The 22,619-nt window shown below is 52.3% G+C and carries 20 protein-coding genes; 2 read left to right on the forward strand and 18 right to left on the reverse strand.

Features of this window, described 5'->3' with window-relative positions; all coding sequences use genetic code 11:
* Positions 1-51 precede the first annotated feature (51 nt).
* The 7 genes from FH749_03690 to FH749_03720 form a co-directional block, all read right to left on the reverse strand.
* Entirely contained in the window at positions 52-948 is an 897-nt protein-coding gene (locus tag FH749_03690) for a PstS family phosphate ABC transporter substrate-binding protein (protein MTI94578.1), read from the reverse strand.
* A 102-nt stretch (positions 949-1,050) separates the two neighbouring features.
* Positions 1,051-2,820 carry a PAS domain-containing protein gene (locus FH749_03695; protein MTI94579.1) on the reverse strand — a complete coding sequence of 590 codons (1,770 nt, stop codon included), beginning with the start codon at positions 2,818-2,820 and terminating at the stop codon, positions 1,051-1,053.
* A complete protein-coding gene (locus tag FH749_03700) occupies positions 2,820-3,515 on the reverse strand; it encodes a response regulator transcription factor (protein MTI94580.1) in 696 nt (231 codons plus the stop codon). The genes FH749_03695 and FH749_03700 overlap by 1 nt, the downstream gene beginning before the upstream one ends.
* A 187-nt stretch (positions 3,516-3,702) precedes the next feature.
* Entirely contained in the window at positions 3,703-4,518 is an 816-nt protein-coding gene (locus FH749_03705; protein ID MTI94581.1) for a phosphatase PAP2 family protein, read from the reverse strand.
* A gap of 146 nt (positions 4,519-4,664) precedes the next feature.
* The gene (locus tag FH749_03710; GenBank protein MTI94582.1) at positions 4,665-5,054 is read right to left on the reverse strand and encodes a methylglyoxal synthase; all 390 of its coding nucleotides are present in this window, start codon (positions 5,052-5,054) and stop codon (positions 4,665-4,667) included.
* A 113-nt stretch (positions 5,055-5,167) separates the two neighbouring features.
* Positions 5,168-6,037, reverse strand: a complete 870-nt coding sequence (locus FH749_03715; protein ID MTI94583.1) for a DegV family protein — start codon at positions 6,035-6,037, stop codon at positions 5,168-5,170.
* 113 nt (positions 6,038-6,150) lie between these two features.
* On the reverse strand, positions 6,151-9,747 hold the full coding sequence (locus tag FH749_03720) for an efflux RND transporter permease subunit (protein MTI94584.1): 3,597 nt from the start codon (positions 9,745-9,747) through the stop codon (positions 6,151-6,153).
* Between the two features lie 159 nt (positions 9,748-9,906).
* On the opposite strand from FH749_03720, the gene FH749_03725 reads away from it, so the two are divergent.
* The gene (locus FH749_03725) at positions 9,907-10,683 is read left to right on the forward strand and encodes a protease complex subunit PrcB family protein (GenBank protein MTI94585.1); all 777 of its coding nucleotides are present in this window, start codon (positions 9,907-9,909) and stop codon (positions 10,681-10,683) included.
* 12 nt (positions 10,684-10,695) lie between these two features.
* On the opposite strand, the gene FH749_03730 is transcribed toward FH749_03725, so the two are convergent.
* The 5 genes from FH749_03730 to FH749_03750 all read right to left on the reverse strand — a co-directional run bounded on the left by FH749_03730 (position 10,696) and on the right by FH749_03750 (position 14,839).
* On the reverse strand, positions 10,696-10,953 hold the full coding sequence (locus FH749_03730) for a DUF3006 domain-containing protein (protein MTI94586.1): 258 nt from the start codon (positions 10,951-10,953) through the stop codon (positions 10,696-10,698).
* 9 nt (positions 10,954-10,962) lie between these two features.
* The gene (locus tag FH749_03735) at positions 10,963-12,174 is read right to left on the reverse strand and encodes an MBL fold metallo-hydrolase (protein MTI94587.1); all 1,212 of its coding nucleotides are present in this window, start codon (positions 12,172-12,174) and stop codon (positions 10,963-10,965) included.
* A 64-nt stretch (positions 12,175-12,238) separates the two neighbouring features.
* A complete protein-coding gene (locus tag FH749_03740; GenBank protein MTI94588.1) occupies positions 12,239-13,528 on the reverse strand; it encodes a D-alanyl-D-alanine carboxypeptidase in 1,290 nt (429 codons plus the stop codon).
* A gap of 177 nt (positions 13,529-13,705) precedes the next feature.
* A complete protein-coding gene (locus tag FH749_03745; protein MTI94589.1) occupies positions 13,706-14,458 on the reverse strand; it encodes a prolipoprotein diacylglyceryl transferase in 753 nt (250 codons plus the stop codon).
* Between the two features lie 12 nt (positions 14,459-14,470).
* Positions 14,471-14,839, reverse strand: a complete 369-nt coding sequence (locus FH749_03750) for a DUF4064 domain-containing protein (protein ID MTI94590.1) — start codon at positions 14,837-14,839, stop codon at positions 14,471-14,473.
* Between the two features lie 171 nt (positions 14,840-15,010).
* On the opposite strand from FH749_03750, the gene FH749_03755 reads away from it, so the two are divergent.
* Positions 15,011-16,330: a hypothetical protein gene (locus FH749_03755; protein MTI94591.1), complete on the forward strand. Its 1,320-nt coding sequence runs from the start codon at positions 15,011-15,013 to the stop codon at positions 16,328-16,330.
* A 119-nt stretch (positions 16,331-16,449) separates the two neighbouring features.
* Here the strand turns inward: FH749_03755 and FH749_03760 are convergent, their stop codons facing one another.
* From FH749_03760 to FH749_03785, 6 genes are all read right to left on the reverse strand, one after another.
* Positions 16,450-17,844 carry an FAD-binding protein gene (locus FH749_03760; GenBank protein MTI94592.1) on the reverse strand — a complete coding sequence of 465 codons (1,395 nt, stop codon included), beginning with the start codon at positions 17,842-17,844 and terminating at the stop codon, positions 16,450-16,452.
* Positions 17,834-19,063, reverse strand: a complete 1,230-nt coding sequence (locus FH749_03765) for an electron transfer flavoprotein subunit alpha (protein MTI94593.1) — start codon at positions 19,061-19,063, stop codon at positions 17,834-17,836. Before FH749_03765 ends, FH749_03760 begins: the two co-directional genes overlap by 11 nt.
* On the reverse strand, positions 19,063-19,863 hold the full coding sequence (locus FH749_03770; protein ID MTI94594.1) for an electron transfer flavoprotein subunit beta/FixA family protein: 801 nt from the start codon (positions 19,861-19,863) through the stop codon (positions 19,063-19,065). Before FH749_03770 ends, FH749_03765 begins: the two co-directional genes overlap by 1 nt.
* 85 nt (positions 19,864-19,948) lie before the next feature.
* Positions 19,949-20,674 carry a FadR family transcriptional regulator gene (locus FH749_03775; GenBank protein ID MTI94595.1) on the reverse strand — a complete coding sequence of 242 codons (726 nt, stop codon included), beginning with the start codon at positions 20,672-20,674 and terminating at the stop codon, positions 19,949-19,951.
* Positions 20,675-21,137: 463 nt separating this feature from the next.
* Positions 21,138-22,112, reverse strand: coding sequence for a hypothetical protein (locus FH749_03780; protein MTI94596.1), 975 nt, complete (start codon positions 22,110-22,112; stop codon positions 21,138-21,140).
* A gap of 21 nt (positions 22,113-22,133) precedes the next feature.
* Positions 22,134-22,592 carry a MarR family transcriptional regulator gene (locus FH749_03785; protein MTI94597.1) on the reverse strand — a complete coding sequence of 153 codons (459 nt, stop codon included), beginning with the start codon at positions 22,590-22,592 and terminating at the stop codon, positions 22,134-22,136.
* Between the last annotated feature and the right edge of the window lie 27 nt (positions 22,593-22,619).

Consider the following 22,619-nt stretch of genomic DNA (forward strand, 5'->3'; position numbering starts at 1 on the left):
CAAGGAGACCGCAGGCATTCCAGCCAGCGGTCTCCTTTGTAAGCTCACATGTTATTTAAGATCAAGCGCCTGAAACAGGTTTGCGTTTGCCTGCTCATACTCAGGTGAATTTCTATAGAAGCCTACTGTTTCTAGGACATCTATTCCTTCTGCAGACAAAACCCATTGCAAATAGTCGAGCACTGCCCCTTCCGGCTTTCCATTGACATAGAAGTACAGTGGCCTGGCAATTGGATACTTTCCACTATCCACATTTGCCCGAATTGTTGGGTCAATAAAAGGACCGGTTTTATCAAGACCTACATTAACAGCGTGCACACCGTGGTTTACGTACGCCACACCAACATAACCAATAGCGTCTCGGTCGGCAGCAACGCCCTCATAGATAGAGGAAGTTCCAGGCATAAACATGGTGTTCGTGGCCCAGTCGGCCTGGTTCAAGACAGTTTCCCAGAAGAACACGTGGGTGCCGGAATTACTCTGTCGAGAATAAAGGGATATTGCCCCGCCTTCTTCCCATCCCAGTTGAGCCCACTGGGTTATCTCGCCGGTAAAAATCTGCTTCAATTCGTCCATTGTCAACTCTGCAACTGGATTAGCGTCGTTGACAATCACTGAAATGGCATCTTGTCCGACGACGAACTCGTACACATCAAGGTTTTTTTGGGCCGCCGCGTCCAGTTCCTCTTGGGTTATCTTCCGGGAAGATTGGGCAATGTCCAAATTATCATTTAGCAGTCCTGCAATGCCTGTACCTGAACCACCACCGGTTACCGCCAATGACACTTCGGAATTAGCATCCATGTACGTGTCAGCCCATTGCTGACCAAGGTTGACCATGGTATCAGAGCCCTTGATTTCTAAATAGCCATCCCCATTGTTGTTACCACAACCGGATAAAACTACCACAACCACAGCAACCATCAAAATTACGATTTTCTTACCCATGCATATCCTCCTTTTGTTAGTGATTAACTACAGGATAGCTCTTGTCTGTTAGCAGAGATTAATCGCTATTTTAAGAAAAAGTAAAAACCAGCAAACGCTGGTTTAAGAATGTTTTTTTGCTAAGGGCAAAGTTGCCCAAAAGCTGGTGCCTGTTATTTGATTGCTTATCACGCCGACCTGACCGCCAACACCGTCGACAATATGCTTGACAATCGCCAAACCGAGGCCGGTTCCACCACTTTGACGTTGCCGGGACTTTTCCACCCGGAAAAAACGTTCAAAGAGCCGGTGCTGCTCTTCAGGAGGAATTCCCGGACCCGAGTCAATCACGGCCACCCGGACAAAATTATTGTCCAATACATCTGCTTCGATTTTAATAACCGTGTTTTCTGGCGTATACTTAATTGCGTTCTCCAGATAATTCATAATTATTTGCTCAAGATAGTCCGCATCCAAAGCAACAAAAATTCCCGACCTCACCGCCACTTGCAGTGTCTGATTTCTCGCATCTGCCTGGCTGCTAAGAAGATTGACAACTGAATCGGCGACAGATTTAATCTCCACCTCTCCAGACTTGCGTCTATGCCCAGACTCAAGACGGGAAAGATTCAGTAAATCGTTAATTAAGCGGCTCAAACGAACTGACTCATCTCGGATAATCTCCAGAAACCGGGTGTTTCTGGCCAAATCATCATCCGATTCCAGTAAAGTTTCGGCAAATCCCTGGATAGCAGTCAGAGGAGTTCTCAATTCATGTGATACATTGGCAACTAAATCCCGACGTTGCTGTTCCAGGCGCCGTAGATCTGTAATATCCTGCAAAACAATTACAACTTCCTCGTTTTTCCCCTGGGAATCCCTAATCACACCAGCGCCGTGCAGTCTGATGAAAAGCTTGCCTCCCTGGGGGCGTTCCAAGATAAGTTCAGTTTGCTGTGGACGCTCGCCACCCAATACCTGATTGACAAACTGATTAATCTGACTTTCCCTGGTCAACTGGAAAAATGGTTTATTAACCCCGCCGAGTCCGGTGTCGAGCATGTTTTGGGCAATAACATTGACTGCCAACACAACCCCTTGCTGATTAAGAACAATAATCCCCACCGGCAAATTCGTTATAATCTCCTCTAACCGAGTTCTTTCCCGGTTGGCAGCTGTAATCATCTTCTGGATATTTATGCTCATTTCATTAAACACCAAATCCAGTTCCGCCACTTCATCACCGGAGATAACTGTTTTTTGGTCAGAGAAAACACCCTTGCCAATTTCCCGCGCCTTCTGGCGTAACCGGGCGAGGGAGCTGGTAATTCTTCCGGCAAGCAAACTGCCCACTAACCAGAACAAAAGGCCGCCGACGACTATGGCGCCAAGCAATCCATTCCGAATTGCACTTAGGGTGTTCTTGATAGTTGTCAGAGGGGTGGCTAGGCGAAAAACACCGACAATTTCATTCCCGGCGTTATAGATTGGAGCTGCAGCGTACAACACCTCACTTGCAAGTGTACTGCTGTAACGGGTTGATGTAGCCGCCTCTCCCGCCAGCGCACGCTGCATCTCTGGCCGAGAGAGATGGTTCTCCAACTCATCAACCGGCTTATAGGTTTCAGCAACAGGATTTCCCTCTGAGTCAATCACTGTGACACGTAGTTCCAGAGTCTCCGACACCTCAGAGGAAAAGTCCGTTAAACCTTCCCATATGAGTGAGCTACTTATTCTGGCCATCAACTGCGCTTCATTAAGCAGCGTCTGTTCCAGATTTGTCTGGTAGACGCGAAAGAAATACCCGGACAACAATGCGCCCAGCAGCCCGAACAGAAACACAAAAAGCAATATATAGCTTACCGTAATTTTTCGACGGATACTGGAAGCCACTACTGGTCACCTCGAAGCCTGTATCCAATCCCCCGCAAAGTTTGAATCGGCACAGCTCCCTCGCCGGCAACAGCGGCAAAAATATGGCGGAGTTGGCTAATGTGAACATCTACTGTCCGGCTGTCACCAAAAAAATCATAGCCCCAAACCGCCGTTAGCAATTCATCCCGGGAGCACACCTTGCCGGGATTTTCAGCCAAATAAAGCAGCAGACCAAACTGCTTGGGGGTCAGTTCTAGAGAATGTCCCATGAAATTCACAGTATATTGCTCTTTATTTATGCGCAAATCCCCTCGTACTACGAGAGCAGCGTCTGTGGTAACATACTGATCACGGCGGAAGGTGGCTTTGATGCGAGAAACCAGTTCGCGGGGACTGAAAGGCTTGGTAATGTAGTCATCGGCGCCAACTTCCAGGCCGACAATTCGATCAATTTCTTCACTGCGTGCGGTAAGCATAATTATGTAAACAGTGTAATTATAGCGTTGACGAATGAACTTGCAAACTTCTAAACCATCTACTTCCGGTAGCATCAGGTCTAGAATAACCAAATCGAACTTGGATTCAGCCAATTTTTCCATGGCCTCACGACCGTCAACAGCTACTGTGACGTCATAACCAGCTTTGACGATATTGAACTCCAACAACTCAATAATTGGCTGATCATCTTCTACAATCAATATCTTTTTGGTCAATGCAAGTCCTCCTTTATCGAACTTAAGCTCAGCATAACAAAAAAATGTAAAACCTCTGTAAAGCTACGGTAAAACGTTGTTTACAGTGAAACCCTGACAAAGACGACTTAGCCTAGTTAATCTTACCATAAAGCATATTTTTTTACCTATATGCAAATAAAAACCCGGCCAAAAGGCCGGGCATACTCTACGATTGCAAACTGACGGGCTCTCTCTGTTTTTCGGTTCCCCACAAACCCCGGAGAAAATTGATTACCGCTGGCAGCCACTGTTTGCGGGTGGCATATTGGGCAAACTTAACGGCAGCAATGCCAACTGCTGCGCCGGCAATAGCGTCGATTGTCCAGTGGATTCGCAAATAAAAAGTTGCAAAAATGACCAAAGGGCAGAAGATGCTGTACAGCACCCGTATCAGTTTATTGGGCTGTTTCCAGGCCAAAAGCAGATAGGTCACTGAAATCGATGTATGCATGCTGGGGAAAACATGGTTTAGGGGTGAAATAGTGCGGAATAAAGGCGGAAATTCTCCTTTGACCATCCAGACCTGATGACCCTGGGTCAGTGTATAGAAGGGAAAATGCACCAGATAGTGAAACGCAAATGTGCCAAAGGCAAGCAGTGAGAGGGCCCGGAAATCCCGTTTGGCGACCGCCCGAATCAAAAGGCCGAAAAAGGGAACATAGAAGCCGTAATTATAGATGGCCCGGAAGGTGTCCACCAAAACCTCGCTGGGGTAATTGAAGTAGATTGAAAGATCATTGTAGGGAATCGAGTTTAACCAGCCATTAATGAAAAACACATGGGTTTGAAAAGTATATTCAAACCACTGCTGGAATCGGTCAATTCCGCCAATTACCAAACAGAGCATCATCAGCCCCACGGCGATCTTCAGGGCCATACGGTCGTTATTGCTCCGCAAAGAAAGGGTTCTCAGTTCCCCCAACTCCCGGTGTAATGCCAGGGCAAAGATAGCAATGACAATGATAAGATCCATATTCTCCATCTCCCGGTTACTTTAATGTGGGTCCATATTGAAGTATAGCAATGTATTGACTCGGCTAGTCCAGTTGTAAGTCAACTGTAAGGGTTGTTTAATTATTAAACATTATTTCACCGTTCGAATCCTGATTACAGTTTAATGAAAAACTATTAGTTGCCGTTTCTGGACGATTGCAAGGCCAGCATGAGGTAATCGGCGCTGGCACGGTTGGTGGCAACTGGTATATTCTTAAGGGTCGCCACCCGAAGCAGGGCCTTAACATCGGGGTCATGTGGCTGAGCGGTCAGCGGATCCCAAAAGAACACCAGCATGTCGATAGCCCCATCCACAATTCGGGCGCCAATCTGTAAATCACCGCCTAGGGGGCCGCTCTTCAGGGCAGTTACCGCCAATCCAGTCTCTTTGCTCACTTTGTTGCCGGTGGTTCCGGTGGCAAAAAGAGAGTGCGCGCTAAGCAAATCATAATGCTCCCGGCACCATTCCACCATCTCCTCCTTGCATTTATCATGGGCAATCAGAGCAATCTGCTTTTTCTCCATGCCGCCACCTCGCTTATCGCTATTTTACACGGCCAAAACGACCATCGCAACCCGCAAATTCACGCTAAACAACTGAAAGTCAATAAAAAGAGGCCTTACGGCCTCATTAGCGCTTAGATTTTCTGGTCAACTGCCGCATGATTGAGGAAAAACACTGCCACGCCACCGATGCCAATATGACAGCCGAGAACGCTGCCCACCTTGTTCACGATAAAATCCTTGTAGCCCAAAGTCTCTTCAATCAGCTGCTGCAGTCGTGAAGCCGCCTCGGGATCGTCGGCATGGCTGATGGCGATGGTTTGTTCAACCTTGGCACAACGTTCCTGCATCAAGGTAAGTAAACGGCGGATGGCCTTATTCTTGCCCCGCACCTTTTCTAAGGGTAGCATTAAGCCTTCCTTAACATGTAAAATTGGTTTGATACTCAGCAGACTGCCGATGAAAGCGCTGGTCCGGCTCACCCGGCCACCCCGGAACAGGTATTCCAAATCGTCCACTGTGAATAGATGTTCGGTATGACGCCCCCAGTGCTTTACGGCAGCGGTAATCGTTGTCATATCACTGCCAGCCCGGGCCATCTCAGCCGCTTTTTGCACCACCAGCCCCTGCCCCAGGGAACCGCAGCCACTGTCAATCACCTCAATCTGAAAATCAGGAAAGCGCTCCTTCACTGCCCTTGCGGTTAGCATTCCCGTCTGACAAGTGCCGGACATCTTAGAAGAAAAGCCAATGTATATGCATTTCCTGCCCGCCTTTGCATAGCGGGTAAACACTTCCTCAAAAATCGCCTGGGTTGTCTGCCCGGTTCGGGGCAATTTCCCTGCCCGCATCGCTGCATAAACATCGTCAGGACTGATATCCTGGCCATCCACGTATTCTTTGCCGTCGAGAAGCACAAGTAATGGAATCACTTCGATATCGTAAGTCTGCAAAACTTCTGCCGGTAAATCGCAACCGCTGTCGGTGAGAATCTTCACTGTCATCTAATTCGTTCGCCCCCTTGTGTTCCTTTTCATTATAACATATTACTACACTAACCTAAAAAAATCCTTCCCGAGAATCAAAAAAGTCCGGAAACCCGGACTTCTTCGGTAAACTAGTCTTCATCCACTAAAACCGGTTTCTGCCATGTCCCTTTACTCAACCGGCTGAGCAGAGAATAAAGAAGCGGAATGACCAAAAGCAAAAGCAATGTTCCCACCAGCTGGCCGCCAATAATTGTAATCGCCATTGGCGCCTGCAGCTGGCTGCCGGAACCCAGCCCCAATGCCAGGGGAAACAGGCCCAGCACAGTGGTTATGGTGGTCATCATGATTGGACGCAGCCGGGAAGTGGCGCCTTCGGTCACAGCTTCGAGCAAGGGGCTGCCGGCCAACCGCTTCTGGTTTATCAGATCCACCATAATAATCCCGTCATTGACCAAGATGCCGGTCAGAACCACGGCGCCAATCAGGGCAGGGATGCTGAGGGTGTTGCCGGTAATCAATAGCGCCAGAATTGATCCGGCCAGAGCCAGGGGAATGCTGCAGATAATGATAAATGGATTGAGGAAAGACTCAAATTGAGCTGCCATCACCAGGTATACAAGAATCGCGGAAACAATTAAAATCGTCTCCAGCTCGGAAAAGGCATCATCCATCATATCAAAAGCACCGGCGGACTTAATGCTGTATCCAGGCGGCAGCACGAGGGAATCCAGGGCCTCCAGGGCCGCATCAGTGGCAGCGCCCAGGTCAATACCGGAGTAGTGAGCAGAAATCTGACCCACCATCTGCCGGTCCTCCCGGGGTAAAGTAGCGGGACCCCATGCCTCGGAGAACTGGGCAACCTCGCCCAATTCAAGCCACCCGCCGGCGGCGCTATGAATGGGAAGGGTGTGAAAGTCCTCAACGGAACTAAGCTCATCCCGGTTATAGCTCAACATCAATTGATAGAGACCGTCTCCATCTTCAACCCGGGCCACGGGGATCCCTTCCATGGCCATGCGCAGCGTGTTGGCAACCTGGTAGATGCTGATACCCTTTTGCAGGGCCAGGGGATGATTAACTTCGACATGCATCTCCGGACGCACTTCATCCCGGTTAGACTGGATATCTGACAGGAAGTCCAGTTCCGCCAGCACTGCCATCGCCTCATCGGTCAGGTGGTCGATTATTTCCGCGTCTTCGCCCTGGATTACCAGCTCCAGCCGGGATTCCAACCCGGCTGTTTCCAGCAACGAGTCACGATTGAAGGTCACCGCTGCTTCCGGGTTCAGCGCCTCCACCTCGAGGCGTAATTCATCAATCAGACTTTCGATATCCTCCACATGATCTTCAGCAACCACTACCCGCATCCGCGCCTCGTTGGAAACACCGCTTTGCACGGCAAGCCCCAAAAACTGGGGGGCGCCGGCTCGGGCATCGTAAAAATCAACCTCCGGCCGCTGGCCAATCAAATTTTCTACCGACTCCAGGTATTCATTGGTGATGCGTAGACTAGTTCCTGGTGGCAAACGCATGTCGATGGTGAAGGACGGTTCCGGAGGAGCGGGAAACAAATCCATACCCATAAAAGTAAACCCAACACCGCCGACAATTAGAAACACCAAGACCGCTGCTAATGTCGCCCAGGGCCGCCTTAGCACCAGCGCAAGGGCCTGACTATATATCCGGGGCGGCGCCAAGCGGGGCATTTGCCTGCTCTTGCCCAAAAATCTCGAGGCCATCAGGGGAATTAACGTAAACGAAACCAATAGTGAGGCGGCTAGGGCAAAGCTGACGGTCAAGGCAAATTCCTGGAATAACTCACCGGCCAAACCGCTGACAAACACCACCGGGAAAAACACACTCACAGTGGTCAGGGTGGAGGCAAGGATTGCCCCTGCCACCTCCCGGGTTCCGGTGAGGGCGGCCTGGGCAGCAGATTTGCCCATCTGTAAATGGCGATAGATATTCTCGCTGACGACAATCGCGTTGTCCACCAAAAGTCCTGCCGCCAGGGCCATGGCGCCCATGGTCATGATATTAACTGTCAGCTTGGCAAAATAAAGCAGTGTGAAAGTAAACAGCAGCGAAATCGGGATGGCGGCGCCGATGAAGAGCGTGGTTCGAAAATCCTTGAGGAAGAGTATGAGGACAAGAACGGCCAACACAGCTCCTCCCAAGAGCGATTGAACCAGGTCCCGGAGCGCGTCCTCAATATCCGCGGCCTGGTCGTATACATAATAGAAACTGAAAGTAGTGCCGCCCACCGAGAACTCCTCGGATATCCGATCCAGTTCTGCCCGCACCTGACGGGCGACAGCGACCGTGTTGGCAGACCCCTCTTTTTGCACGCTGAGCCCGATGCTGGGAGTGCCGTTAAGCCGGGATATTGTCTGGGTGGCATGGACATCCTTTTTGATTTCGGCGATGCTGCTGAGCCGGATTGGCGTCAAGGGGAAATCGTCGTCGAGGCCGGGAATCTGGCCGCTTTGGGAGGAGACTATCATTGCCATCGCCATCTCCACCAGGGCAGCTTCCAACTCCCGGGAGGCCTGATCAAGTTCCCGTGTCAGCTCCTGCTGCATCCGGGTATACCAGCGGTCGAAATCCGGTACTTCCGCCACCGGCAAAGCCAATAGCTGCTCCCAGTCGATGTCTTCCGGCACAGGCACCCAGTATTCCGGGTCATCATCATCGGCGTTCTCATCATCGTTTTCAGCTTCCTCGTCTTCTTCGTTGGGAAGCTGATCGTCAATCAGGTCATCGATATCTTCCGGAGTGAGGCCGTAGTCCTCAAGAAAATCAGGGTTGAGAATTATGTTCACAATCTCGTTCAATTCATCCCGGTCCAACTCTTCAATTACATCCCGGAGATAAATTGTCTGTGTTGGAATCTCCAAATCTCGCTCGGCGGGCAAGGCCTCTGCCAGAGCCCGGTTCAAGTCCACGTTGAACTCTCCCTGCAACTGTTGCTCCAGGGCGGAATAATCGACATCGAAGCCGACAATCATGTCTGCCAGGGCATGTTGCTCGTGGGAATGGCCCAAAAACCGCAGCCGCAATTGCCGGTCTTCCAGCTCAACAATCCCCGCAGGCAAGTCATGGAGGCTGCCGCCAAGTATGCCAGTTACCTGGTCAAAGGAAATCCCGTATTCCTTCATGGCAGCTGGGGACAGCCGCACAAAATAATCCTCCTCCACCTGCCCCTGGAAATCCACGGTCGCCACTCCTGGTATGCTTTCCAGGCGCGGTCGCACCTGCTGGCTCAACCATTGGGTAAGCTCGGCATTGCTGACATTACCGGTGGCAGAAAGCTCCATCACAGGCAGTAGAGTCGGGTCAAATTCAAGGACAAATGGCTGTTCCACCCCATCGGGCAAAGTCAACAAGCCCAGGTTCATCTCCACCTCTTCCCGGGCCGCCTTCATATCGGCGCCCCATTGAAATTGGAGAATCGCCAGAGACACACTCTCCTGGGATATTGAGCTGAGCTTGGTCAGCCCCCCAACCACCGACAGACGATCCTCCACCGGTTCGGTGACCATATTTAACGTCTCCTGGGGTGAACTGCCGGGAAAGACCGTGATCACCGCCAACACTGGCGGCTGAATATCCGGTAGTAGATCCAAGGGTGTAAAAAGGAGTGAAACGACGCCAATAACCACACACAGACAAATCAGGGTCAGGGTAGCCACGGGACGTTTGATTGCCAGATAAGGTAGTTTCATTATATTTTCCTCCCCGCCCGAGTAGATGCTTCCATTATAACAAATGACCGGACAATGTGTGAATACAGGGCCGGTCACAATCGTTTATTAGCCTGCCCACGGATACATGTCGCACGCAGACGGCAGAATATATAATATACCAGGAAAGGCGGTGCATACATGCGACAAACCTCAGTTATACTTTTGCTCCTACTATTGACCGGGTGCGCCCTCTGGCCGTTCTCCGACAACGCAGACGATAATCTGCTTCCGGAGCAGGGCTTTACCCGGATGGAGGCCGAGGAGTTGCCGGAACCGGTCCGGGAGCAGCTGGAAAATATCCGCACAATGTTCGTTGGTATGGACGTATTCTATGAAGACCGCCGTTATATCCTTGTCAGTTACGGCGAACAGCCCAGTGGTGGCTATAACGCGGAGATAACTGATGTCACAGTGGGGGACAGCGCTGTAACAATTACGGTGCATTTCACCGAACCGGAGCCTGGATCCCAGGTGACAGACCAGATAACCTGGCCTCGGGACAGCGGCTGGATCAGCGAGCGCATGCTGCCGGTGCAGTTTGCGGCAACCGGCATTGATACCCATGTGCCCCATCTGATTGGCATAGACAACTTACCGCCAATTGTCGCCGAGTCTCGGTGGGTCAAACTCTTTGAACCGGCGCCGGTAACCACTATCGGCAATGAATTCACTGTTTCCGGCGTAGCCAATGTCTTTGAAGGCAGCTTGCTCTGGCGCCTGCTGACAGTTGACGGGAACGTCCTGGTAGAAGGAATGGACATCGCAGGCATGGGCGATTGGTATCCCTTTGAGTTTACTGTAGAAGTGCCGGAAACTGAGGTAACGGAACTGGCACTGGAAGTGTTCACTGAGAGCGCCAAGGACGGCAGTGTGGAGAACCTGGTTACAGTTCCCCTGACCTCAGCCCAAGATTAAGGAGACCGCGCTTCAATCAGCGCGGTCTTTTCCTTTACGTTTTAATTTATCCAGCTTGGCCTGAATCTTTTGCTTCTGGGCCAAAGTCTCGTCAGGCTTTGAGAGTGCCCGCACTATTTGGCCGTCCACAATCTCCGCTTCAATTATATCTCCCTCTCCAGTGCCTTTTGGCAAATCAGCTACAGGCACCACGTGCTGAACTTGCTCAGCTTCCCGCAGCAGCAGCCGGGCCAGGCCCTGGGTTATGGAGTCTACAGTATATAGTTTCATGGCAACCTCCTACTGATTGGGCGCTGTAAAGATTTCCTGTTCACTGGCGCTGTATTCGGTGCTGATGCTAAGACCCTCTCCATCACTGTGCATCACCACTGTGCCGTGCAAGTCGGTGCGAAACACTTCCACATCTGCCCCCCGCAACATCTCAAGAGTTTCGCGATGGGGATGGCCGTACTGGTTGCCGGTCCCACATGAGATAACAACATATCTGGGGCGCACAACCTGAAAGAAATCCGGGCCAGTGGACGTGCTGCTGCCGTGGTGGCCAGCTTTAAGCACGGCGCTGCGCACCGGATAACCGGCGCCGAGGATTTCCCGCTCCGAGCCCAGCTCGGCATCTCCGGTGAACATAAAGCTGTCACTGCCAAAGGATAGTCGCACAACAATCGAGGCCTCATTCAAATTCGACCGGGACGGCTCAGCGGGGTGCAACACTGTGAGAGACGCGCCTCCACCAAGTCCAACCGGCGCCATTCCCGCCCTTGCCTCAACAAAATTTATGTCATTCGCTATGATTGCATCCAGATAGTTCTCATAAGTCTGACTGGTATGGGGCACGCCGGGATCCCATACTTCATCGACAGTCAACTCATCAAAGACGGTGAGCAAACCACCGATATGATCCTCATGGGGATGGGTGCCAATCACGATATCCAGACGCGACACACCCTGGCGGCGCAGATAATTGACCACATCGGCCCCCGCTCCCCGGGTGCCACCGTCAATAAGGACATTCGCCTCAGGGGCTTTAATCAGAATCGCATCGCCCTGGCCCACATCGATAAAATGGACGCTCAGCTCACCGGAAGCCGGTTCCCCTTCGAAAAACTCCCATACAGCGTCGGGTATCCAGGCCTTCCAATCAATGCCGGCCTGCTCTACCATTTCAACACTTAGCACAGAGCAGGCAAGGGTCACCACCAGCAAAAACACAGCCAGTGACTGCAGTTTACGCCGGGCCAAACCAGCCACCACCCACAGAGCGGCGCCAGCCAATAATATAACGTTAACAACTAACAGCGGCATCAACAGACCTGCTTCAAAGGCCCCTTCCGCCCGGGAGGAGGCCAGAAGACCATAGACAAAACCACCGTACAAAAGCCCCTGTAAGAAAACAATAAAACTCTTCTGGCCCGCTGAACGCCCTTTTAAGGCCGGTAGAAGTAAAAGAACACCAGCGAGGCAGAGGATCCAGAGCACGCGCGTTGGTTCCATAAAAATCCCCTCCTGATGTTATATTACCACAGTCAGAAGCCAAAATAGACCAATTTTATCAAACTTATCTGCTCACTGGCCGACTGCGTCGATTCAAGCGACGCACCAAAGGCAGGTAAAACAGGTACCACAAGAGCGCTGCGCCGCCGATGCAAATCCAGGCCAAATTTCGTTCCCACCAGGGCAGGCCGCCGACCGCAGCAGTAGTCACCAACGGCGAGTCCACCAAAACTTCTCCGTCTAGAGTGTAGACCACCCGCCCCACCATTTGGCCATGGCGCAGCGGCGCCCGCAGAGCGGGGCCAGCCTCGGTATCCACCAGCAGGTCGGGATTGAGTATTAGCTCTGTTTCTATCAGTTCGAGATTGCTCCGTTCCAACAACATTTGCCGGCCTCTGGCCCCCGCCACCTGTACGCTGGGCGCCTGATCACGCCCTTGATTGGCGACCGGGATTTCGCTAACCACAGCACCTGACTCACAAACCTGATGCCAGCAGAAATTTTCCAAGCCGTAGGTTAACAGCGCCTGGGAATCATGCCAGCGCCCCTCCCGGCTGCCTTTTAAAACCACAGCTAACACCGACATTCCACCATCGGCAGCCGAGGAGACCAGGCAAAACTCCGCCTCGCCGGTGTAGCCCGTCTTAAACCCGGTGGCCTGGGGATAATGCCATTCCGACTCATCCTGCACCAGCTGGTTGGTATTGCGCCAACGGGCTGTAACCTGGCGTCCGCCGCTCTGATAAGAAGCGACATACTCCTGGGCCCGGGCCATAATTCGAAGCAGTTGGTGCTGCAGCGCATCGCGACTAATTACAGCCAAGTCGTAAGCGGTGGTATAATGCTGGGGATGATGGTACCCGTCAGGCACAACAAAATTACTGTTTCCCGCCCCGGCCTCCCAAGCGCGCTCATTCATCATCCCGGCAAACACATCAATTGCCTGTTGAATAGTGAGTGTGGCATCATGGGCCGTACGGGCTATATGAACAGCCACGGTATAAGCAGCGTCATTGCCCGAGCGCAGCATCATTCCCCATAACAGATCCCGGAGGGTAAGCTGGTCGCCGATTTGCAGGTGGACTTTGCTGCCGTCAGCCGGCACCCGGTTAATCTCCGCCCCAACCGTCACCACCGCGTCCAAATCGCCATGCTCCACCGCCACAAGCGCAGTGAGAATTTTCGTTGTGCTGGCCGGATATAGGACCTTGTCGAGATTATGGCCCGCCAGCACCTGACCGCTCTGTTCTTCAATAAGAATATAAGCTTCCGCCTCAATCTCCGGGAGATCAGTGGCAGAAGCAGGAACGGCAAATATTAGTAACATTAACAACATACTCGCCAGTTTTCTCATAGCACGGCTCCTGTTCCTCTTTCTCCTGCCATTTTACACCAATATCACCCTCCCTTCAATCACCACCAGGTGCCCACCCGGGGACGGAGGTTCACTGGGCACTGCCCACCCGGGGACGGAGGTTCACTGGGCACTTTCACTAATCTTGAACAAAGAAAAACCGGGCGAGCAAGATACTCAACCCGGTCCTTGATATTCGTTTTCTCCCGCAGGGGACAATCGCAGCAACACAACAGCCAAAGCTATCATAGCCAGGGCCATAACCTGCGACGGAGAGAAAACCCCTATCCCCGCACCCCGCACATCACCGCGGAAAAATTCCATCAGAAAACGGAACAGCCCGTAAGCGAACAGATACCTGGCCGCATTGGCACCGGGACGCCTGAGCAACCAGCCAACCAACAAAAATAGAAAGCCTGCTTCGAACAATTGAGTGGGCAAGACTGGCCCCCCGTGGTGCAGAAACGGAGGCGAACCCGCCGGAAACAAAACCCCACCCCAAGCGACTGGACTTCCATAACAGCAGCCGGCCAGAAAGCAGCCGATGCGGCCAAACCCATGTGCAATCACCAGACAGGGGGCAATTAGTTCGATATCTTCTAGTAAATACTGGCGGGACAGAAGAAGCAAGTATAAGAAACAGAAGCTAAGCCCGCCAGCCAACAAACCGCCATAGAAAGTCAGGCCACCGAAGGACAGGGGTCTTGCGTGCACTAAGCTGTCAAACACCGCGGCGCCAGCAAACCCGAAGATGATTGCCGCGCCCATGACGAAGGTCAGGCGATCATGATGGCCGGGAGGTCGAAAACTCTTTGCCGTCAACCTTGTCCAAAGCAAAAAGGCGCAGACCATCCCTAACCCGATAAGCAGGTTATACATCGGCACGACTAAAAAGAAATGGCCGAGATTCAGGTTAAGTTCTGGCAGCATCCTCAGACCTCCTTAAGCAGCAACCTCTTCTTTCTTCTGCACCAGGGCAAAGATACCGCCAATCAGGAAGAGTATCGCGACCACCAGCGCAATTAAGTTTCCGATAATCATCGTAATTCCGCACATCAACGCCGCTACAATCATCATGACACCAGAAAGCATCGGCTTTCCTTTGGCCATTAGGCCAAACACAAACCCCAGCAAAGCGCCAATCAGGCCCATCCAGAGATAGAAGTCTCCGACGCCAGTGCCGGCTTCATCTGCCACTGCCGACAAGCCCTCTGCGCAAGCACCGGCACAGACAGCGCCGGGCAGCCCCAAAACACCACCGATGATTCCCATAATCATCGGCACATTGGAAGTACCACGTTTTTTAGCCATAAACAAACCTCCTCTAAAATTTCCCCTGCGCAGACAGTATAGCAAGCGGCAGTGACAAACCCTGTCACCGGCATCAAAGTGCCCACCTGGGGACGGAGGTTTACTGGGCACTTACTGTTCATACAAGGTCCGAGTCAATCGCCGCGAACTCCACCACCATCCAGACATAATATGTACCAGGTGTTGGAGGTGTGTACTGTGGCCAACTTTATGATTGACCCAAACCTTGACGGTAATCTGGTTGTTTACGCGCAACAAACGCAACTACCTGAAATAGTCTACTTTCAATTTGGCCAATTTCATAAACCTCTCAGAGTCATCAGCAGCCCGCTTCTAAATCAGGGCGAGATAATTATTCCGAGACGTATCACTCCAGATATTAGCCTGCCGAATCTAGAATACGAAACTAGGTTAGCAGGGAAAAACTTGTTCCTGGGTCCGGTGATCGGGATAATGGTTGCCGCAAAGCATTATCGGCAGCCAGAATTAATTGCCTCGAGGCTTATCTATTACAGTCAAGACAAGGGCCTTATCTATCTGTTCGGTGAAGAACAGATAGATAAAACACGACAACTGATTGTCGGCAAGTTTTACAACCCTAGGACCTCGGAATTTGAAGAGGGACTCTTGCCATATCCAAATATAATCTACCTGCGAACCAACCCACAACCCAAAATCTATAGGCATTTAGTAGAGCATCTGGGCTCTGCAAACATCTATAACTATCCATTTCGAAGCAATAAATGGACTTTCTGGTCTTATGCCAGCACTGATTCCCTTGTATCTAAACATCTGCCAGAGACCAGAAAATTTACCGTGCCAACAGTCCGTAAAATGCTTGCCAAATATGATTCAGTTTACCTAAAACCAATACTACTGTCCCGGGGCAGGGGTATCTACCGTTTAAGCAAGGTTCGGTCAGGATTCAAGCTAGAGAACAGCCATGGCACCGTTTGGCGTGTCAAAAGCCGGGTTGAACTTAATCGCTTACTGCGTGGCAAAATCAAACGGAAGTATATCGCACAAGCGGAAGCACCCTTTGCATTCAACGGGCAGAAAGTGGACTTTCGCATCTACCTGCATAAAAATCGCGATCAAATCTGGCAACGTAAATATATCGACACAAGAATCGCCAGGCAAAAAAGTATCATTACCAACCGGCGCAACCGACAGTACGCGCTGCCCGGGGATTTAGGCCTTCGGCAGATATATGGCCTGGATGAGCAGACGATTGGCGACAAATTTACCGAGATAACTGACTTAAGCATTCGGGCAGTGAAAACGCTGGAGGCGGCCGGACACAGCTTAGGTGATATTGCGGTAGACTTTATCCTCGATAAAGACCTGCACCCCTGGCTCTTGGAGGCGCAACCGGACTACCTTGCCGATAAATTCACCCCGGATAGGGTGTATATGCGCCGAATTGTCCAACCCGGCGCTCTCGACTATGCCCGGGGGTTATGGGAGCAAATGACACGCTCTGGCGTCTAGGGGACAACTTCAAAGGAGAAGAAAAACCGGCGCCCGCTTAGGTGGCGCCGGTTTCGCGTTGTGTCGAGTTTGCCCATTTAACCTCCGTCCCCAGATGGGCAGGGGAACCTTCGTCCCCGTTAGTGCAGTTTGCCGGGGTTGAGGATGTTTTTGGGGTCAAAGGCCTGCTTGATACCGCGCATCAGCTGCATACTGGTCTCTCCGACGGATTGGCGCAGGAACATGGTCTTGGCATGGCCGATACCGTGCTCGCCTGAGACCTGCCCTTCCAACTCAATTGCCTTGTCGTAGAGCTTTTGCATGATTACCTGGATCTTTGGCTGCCATTCCCGGTCGGGAATATCGTCTTTGAGGGCGTAGACATGGAGGTTGCCGTCGCCAGCGTGGCCAAAGCTACGGATGCGCACGCCGTATTCCGCCTCAAGTTGGTGGGCGAATTTAACAAACTCGGCGACCCTGTCCTTGGGCACAACCACATCGCACTCGTCCAGGCTGGCGGTGGAGCTTTTGATTGCCTCGAGAAAGGCGCCCCGGGCCTCCCAGATTGCTTCTTGCCGTTCGGCGGTGTTGGCGATGAACACATCAATCGCCCCGTGCTCCAGGAGCAACTTGGCCACATCATCGTAGATTTTCTCAATCTCTTCAGTGCTGTCGCCGTCAAAACTGAGCAGCAGATACGCATCGCTGGTCTTGTCGGGGAAGATTTTGCCCAGGTATTCCTCGGCTGCTTCAATGACCTCCCGCTGCATGAATTCTACAGCCGTGGGAATTACCTTGGAACGGAGAATCAGGGGCACGGTGTCAATGGCCTGCTCAAGACTTTCAAAGGGCGCCAACAGGCTGACGGTTTTTGCCGGCAGGGGCAGCAGACGCAGGGTGATCTCGGTGACCACCGCCAGCGTGCCTTCGCTCCCGACCAGCAAATCCTTGAGACTGTAGCCGGAACTGTTTTTGATCACTTTGCCGCCGGTCTCAATTACCTCGCCGTTGGGCAAGACAGCCTTGAGGCCCCGGACATAGTCGCGGGTGACGCCATATTTCACCGCCCGCATGCCGCCGGCGTTGGTCATCACATTGCCGCCGATGGTGGCGCTCTTCTCGCCTGGGTCCGGCGGATAGAGCAAGCCCTGCTCGCTTACGGCCTTGGCCAGTTCCATCAACAACACCCCCGGCTCCACCACCGCCATCAGATTGTCCTGGTCGATTTCGAGAATCCGGTTCATCGCAGTAAACGAGAGGAGGATGCCGCCGATAATCGCCACGGCGCCCCCACAGAGACCGGTTCCCGAACCCCGGGGGGTGACGGGAATGTTTTGCTCATGCGCATAGCGCATGATTCGCGCCACTTCTTCGGTGGTCTGGACTTCCACCACCGCCTCGGGCATGAATTTTCCATACTCGGTCATTTCATCATGGCTGTAATCTTCATTAATCTCCGCTCCGCTGTAAACCCTGCCTGGAGCAACTTGCTCCAAAAACGCCAAGTCCTGCTGGTCCAGTTTTTTATAGGTCATCGGTCTCCACCTCCCTTGACTCAAGTACATCAGCCAGTGTGTCGCCACCGCGTAATTTCATCAGCAACTCTGGCAGAATCTCATAGATATCGCCAACTACGCCATAATGGGCCACATCGAAAATCGGCGCCTGGGAATCTTTGTTGATGGCAATCACCGTCTCGGCACCGCCCATGCCGGCGGTAAACTGCACCGCGCCGGAGATGCCCAGGGTGATCAGCAGTTTGGGCCGCACGGTGCGACCGGAGAGTCCGATTTGCTGGGTGTGGTCACCCCAGCCTGCCTCGATAAGTGGCCGCGTCACCGCCACCTGGCCGCCCAAAAGTTCCGCTAGCTCCTGGACCATGGCCATGTCCTTCTGCTCCTTGATACCCCGCCCGGCTGCCACCAGCACCTCTGCCTCGGCGATGCCCGGGGTCTGCTGCTTTTTGCGCACCTGTAATACCTCAATAGCTGAACGTAGTTTTTCCGGCGGCAGCTGACATTCGACGATTATTCCGGTGGGATTGGGTAGCTTCTGCGCCGCATCCATCACCTTGTAGCGCACCGTGGCCAGCTGGGGCCGATGATTGGGAGTGACAATCTGCGCCATAATATTACCACCAAAAGCGGGACGGATCTGCACCAAGTCACTGTTTTCCTTGACATCTAGCACTGTGCAGTCGGCCGTGAGGCCGGTGCGGAAGCGGGTTGCCACCCGGGGGGCCAGCGAACGCCCCACAGAAGTAGCGCCCACCAGGACAATTGTCGGCTTGTTGTTGTTGATGCAATCCTCAAAGGCGTTGGCAAAAGTATCGACCCGGAAATGCTCCAGCTCAGGATAATCATAAGTGAAGACCTTATCGACTCCGTAGTCCAACAGCTCCCGCCCGGCGGCAGCAAGATTATGCCCCACCAACAGTGCATAGACAGGTTGGCTGATTTTAGCTGCCAGTTCCCGGGCTTTGCCCACCAACTCGTAGGTTACGGGATGAACTTTGCCCTCCACATGCTCTACGAAGACCAGTACTCCCTGCCACTCGGCCTTATCCACCTGGGGTCGCGCCTCTGAAGCCAGGCTAATCGCCTGTTGCGGACAGCTCTTGATACACAGATTGCACATTTTGCAGGCGGCGGTAAAATCCAGCTTGCCTTCCTCAATAATGATTGCGTCAAAGGGACAGACCTGAATACATTCCTGACACAGGTCGCATTTATTGTGATTACATACCAGGGCCATTAACGCTCACCCCCCTGAACAAATTTAAGCTCCCGGAGTTTGGCGAAGATTCGGCCGGCCAATTCTTTGCCCTCTCCATCCCAGATCTCTTTCTCCAAATTGCCCTCAGGGTTAAAGATCCGCTCCACCTGGGTCGGCGAGCCGCTGAGTCCATAGCGGTTCTCGTCCTGATCTTTGAAATCCGCGAAACAGAGCATGGGGATTTCCCGGTCGGCGGTGGCCAGTTTGCGCCGAAAGGAGGGAAGACGGGGCTGGTAAATCCCCTTTTCCACGGTCAACAGGCAGGGAAAAGGCATGCGCACAGTCTCCTCGCTGTCGGCCATATCCATGGTCACAGTTATGCTCTGTTTATTTACCGCTTCAATTGCAGTGACCCAGGCCACATGGGGAAGACCAAGATACTCGGCAATCGCCGGCCCGACCTGGGCAGTATCGCCGTCGGTGGTCTGTTTGCCGCAGATAATCAGGTCCGGTGCGCCCAGGGCACGGATGCCCTGGGAAAGGGTGTAGGCCGTGGCCAGGACATCGGCGCCGGCAAACTTGCGATCGGAAAACACATACCCCCTGTCCGCACCCATCATATATGCTTCCTGAATCACGGCCCGGGCCTGGGGCGGCCCCATTGTCACCACTGTCACTTCGCCGCCCAACTCTTCCCGCAGCCGCATAGCTGTCTCCAAAGCATAGAGATCGTAGGGATTCAGTTTGCTGTCAACACCATCCCGAATCAAAACACCGTTTTCGTCCACCTCCACAGAAGTGGTTTCCGGTACTTGTTTTACACAGACAATAATGTGCATCGCTTCCGTTTGCCCCCTTTTGGTAATATGGTCTGACCAGTTAAAGTCTTTGAACCTCTGTTGCAATGCGCTATTTCCCGGGGAATCATGACTCCGGGGTGGTTTCTGACCGCTCCAGACGCGCTAAGCAATCATTTACATACTCCAAATGCGACTGCATGCGTCTAGATGCTTCTTCAGCATTCCCGGCGGCAATCGCCTCATAGATGCCCCGGTGCTGACTTATCAGGGTTTGCTGATTGGCCGGCTCCATCAGAATCCGGGACCGGGTATATTTGATGCTCTCATCGATGAGGTCGGAGATGGAATTGATGATGCTATAGAGCAGGCGGTTGCCGGTGGCCCGGGCAATTGTATAATGTAGTTCCTTGTCTAGGCGCACATTTTGCTCCTCTTCCAGCTGAAAGCGCTCCAAATTCTCTACAGCTGCGCCGATTGCTTCAATTTGCTCCTGATTGGCGTTTTTTGCTGCCAGAAAGGCGCTGTTTGTCTCTAAAATCATCCGGAATTCCAGAATCTCCTGGGGCGGAGTTTGCTCCAACAAAAAGATGATGGACAGGGGCTCCAGCAGGTTGCGGTCTACCTGCTCGCGGATAAAATTCCCCTCGCCATGGCGACTTTCCACCAAACCGATGATCTGTAACGCACTAAGGGCCTCACGGATGGAGGTTCTACTCACCTGTAGCTGCTCCACAAGCTCCCGCTCAGACGGTAGTTTATCGCCCCGCTTCAGCTCCCCGCTTTTAATCATCGCCTTGATTTGTGCGATTACTTGCTGATAGACTTTCACATCTTTAATCGGCGTAAAAATCGTAATCACCTCCAACCTTATGTATATCTGGACAGGTGGTCTGACCAGTTGTCTCCAGTCTAACCCGACCATCCAAACCTGTCAACAGCAGCGGGGACGTTTCCGTCTGGCAGGCAAACAAACTCTCCTGACCCGCAACCAGGTTTGATTTTGCCCATGCAACCTCCGTCCCCGAATGGGCACAACCTCCGTCCCCGAATGGGCAGAATGGGCACACCTGCCAACCGCCAGCGGGGACTTCCCACTGGCTGAAGATAAACTAACTCCCCTCTAAGAGCAGAACTTTTACCCTGAGGGGAGTTATAATTACTGGCAGCAGCCGAACTTTATTTCTCCGGCCCGGTCTTTTAGCATAGCGCTCAAATGCTCTCCCGAGCAGCTCTGGCACGCATTTTGGCCTGCGAAGACATTCCAAAGCCGCCGCAATACATCTACTAGAACCTTGATCATGTTGCCACCTCCACTATAATAAATTCGTTATAAGTTGATACAGGGTCCCCAAGACAACTCCTCCAGCCAGGACAATACCGACATAAAACCCGATCGCCCGCCTTTTAATAACTGTAGCCATACCGACCATTACGCTGACACTGGTCCCCTGACCGGCAATCAGGAAGGCCAGCACAGCCCCCTCGCCAGCACCGGCATCAAGGAATGTTTCCAGAAGCGGCAGGCCGGCAGCGCCACTTACATATAGCGGCAGACCAATCAATGCTGCCAGGGGCACTGCGTAGAACTTCTCGGGACTAAATAACATCAGAATTGCTTCCGTAGGTATAAAGAGCTCCACCAGGCGCCCAATCGCGATAAACAGCATGAAGAAAATCAGCACCCGCTTGATACCCAATTCATAAATTTGTCGGACTACTTCATCCAAGCGCCAACGCCGGTACCAAACCGGGGGCGATGGAGCAACACTACAGCAAGCGGTTTCCCGGGCCGCGCTGCATCCGCACGCGGGGGTGGCAAGGCGGTACTGGTCTTTAAAAATTCCTGTCCGCTTTTCCAAATAAGACGCCAACAAGCCGCCACCAATGCCAAGAACTATTGCCGACACCAGACCAGCGGCAGCCAGGCGGGGCCCCAGAAACCCGGCCTGAAAAATGATCTGGGTCGGACTGGTCAGAGGCGAAGTGAGCAGAAACGCCATCACTGTTCCCCAGGGCAGGGCAGACACGAACATTGCCAAGAGCACCGCCATCGTCCCGCAGGCGCAAAAGGGCGTAAACGCGCCTATACCTACCGCCCCGGCGATTGATGCCCCGGAACGCTTTTGCATCCTGCGAACCAGCTTGTCGCCAAAATAAACACGGATAACAACCGCCGTCACAATTCCCAGGGTAAGAATCCACCAGTCCAAGCGCAGATAGCGGATAACAGCTAGGATAATTTCATTGAGAATCTCAAGCAAACCCATAATACCTCCTATTTGTATCATACAAGTATTTATTTAAAAATTTTAGCAGCAAAACGGTTTAACTTTCTCAAATGCCATGAGTAATGTATTTACCGATTTCAGCACCGACTCCACTTCCCCCTGGGGAATTGCCTGGATAATTAAGCTGTAGTATTCTCTAACGGCCTGGGACAGCTCCCCTACAGCCTCTTTGCCTGTCTCCGTCAATCGCACATGAATCACTCGCCGGTCTTCCGGGGAGCGTTCCCGCACCAGGTAGCCATCCCGAACCAACGTGGAAACAATTCGGGTCATGGTGCTGGTATCCAGGTTCATCTTTTCGCTCAACTGATTCATAGTCAAGGCGGCGTGTTGCTGGACGTTGAACAAAGTATAACATTGGGACATAGTAAACCCATGGCGGGAAAGTTTGCCGCGCTCAAAAATCTGCAATGTTCGCACCATGTTTTGAATCAATTCGCCCAGTTCGTCTACACAACAATTATGGTTAGTATCAACCACGGTAATCACCTCGCAAACTAATTGTAT

The organism is Bacillota bacterium, assembly GCA_009711825.1.
Lineage (GTDB): Bacteria > Bacillota > Proteinivoracia > UBA4975 > VEMY01 > VEMY01.

What these genes read in the sequence shown, in the direction of transcription:
- FH749_03720 (MTI94584.1), bottom strand. Translation starts at nt 9,747, where the DNA reads ATGAAACTACCTTATCTGGCAATCAAACGTCCCGTGGCTACCCTGACC.
- FH749_03730 (MTI94586.1), bottom strand. Translation starts at nt 10,953, where the DNA reads ATGAAACTATATACTGTAGACTCCATAACCCAGGGCCTGGCCCGGCTG.
- FH749_03735 (MTI94587.1), bottom strand. Translation starts at nt 12,174, where the DNA reads ATGGAACCAACGCGCGTGCTCTGGATCCTCTGCCTCGCTGGTGTTCTT.
- FH749_03780 (MTI94596.1), bottom strand. Translation starts at nt 22,112, where the DNA reads ATGATACAAATAGGAGGTATTATGGGTTTGCTTGAGATTCTCAATGAA.
- FH749_03760 (MTI94592.1), bottom strand. Translation starts at nt 17,844, where the DNA reads ATGACCTATAAAAAACTGGACCAGCAGGACTTGGCGTTTTTGGAGCAA.
- FH749_03715 (MTI94583.1), bottom strand. Translation starts at nt 6,037, where the DNA reads ATGACAGTGAAGATTCTCACCGACAGCGGTTGCGATTTACCGGCAGAA.
- FH749_03705 (MTI94581.1), bottom strand. Translation starts at nt 4,518, where the DNA reads ATGGAGAATATGGATCTTATCATTGTCATTGCTATCTTTGCCCTGGCA.
- FH749_03755 (MTI94591.1), top strand. Translation starts at nt 15,011, where the DNA reads ATGTACCAGGTGTTGGAGGTGTGTACTGTGGCCAACTTTATGATTGAC.
- FH749_03765 (MTI94593.1), bottom strand. Translation starts at nt 19,063, where the DNA reads ATGGCCCTGGTATGTAATCACAATAAATGCGACCTGTGTCAGGAATGT.
- FH749_03740 (MTI94588.1), bottom strand. Translation starts at nt 13,528, where the DNA reads ATGAGAAAACTGGCGAGTATGTTGTTAATGTTACTAATATTTGCCGTT.
- FH749_03770 (MTI94594.1), bottom strand. Translation starts at nt 19,863, where the DNA reads ATGCACATTATTGTCTGTGTAAAACAAGTACCGGAAACCACTTCTGTG.
- FH749_03690 (MTI94578.1), bottom strand. Translation starts at nt 948, where the DNA reads ATGGGTAAGAAAATCGTAATTTTGATGGTTGCTGTGGTTGTGGTAGTT.
- FH749_03750 (MTI94590.1), bottom strand. Translation starts at nt 14,839, where the DNA reads ATGGCTAAAAAACGTGGTACTTCCAATGTGCCGATGATTATGGGAATC.
- FH749_03710 (MTI94582.1), bottom strand. Translation starts at nt 5,054, where the DNA reads ATGGAGAAAAAGCAGATTGCTCTGATTGCCCATGATAAATGCAAGGAG.
- FH749_03745 (MTI94589.1), bottom strand. Translation starts at nt 14,458, where the DNA reads ATGCTGCCAGAACTTAACCTGAATCTCGGCCATTTCTTTTTAGTCGTG.
- FH749_03725 (MTI94585.1), top strand. Translation starts at nt 9,907, where the DNA reads ATGCGACAAACCTCAGTTATACTTTTGCTCCTACTATTGACCGGGTGC.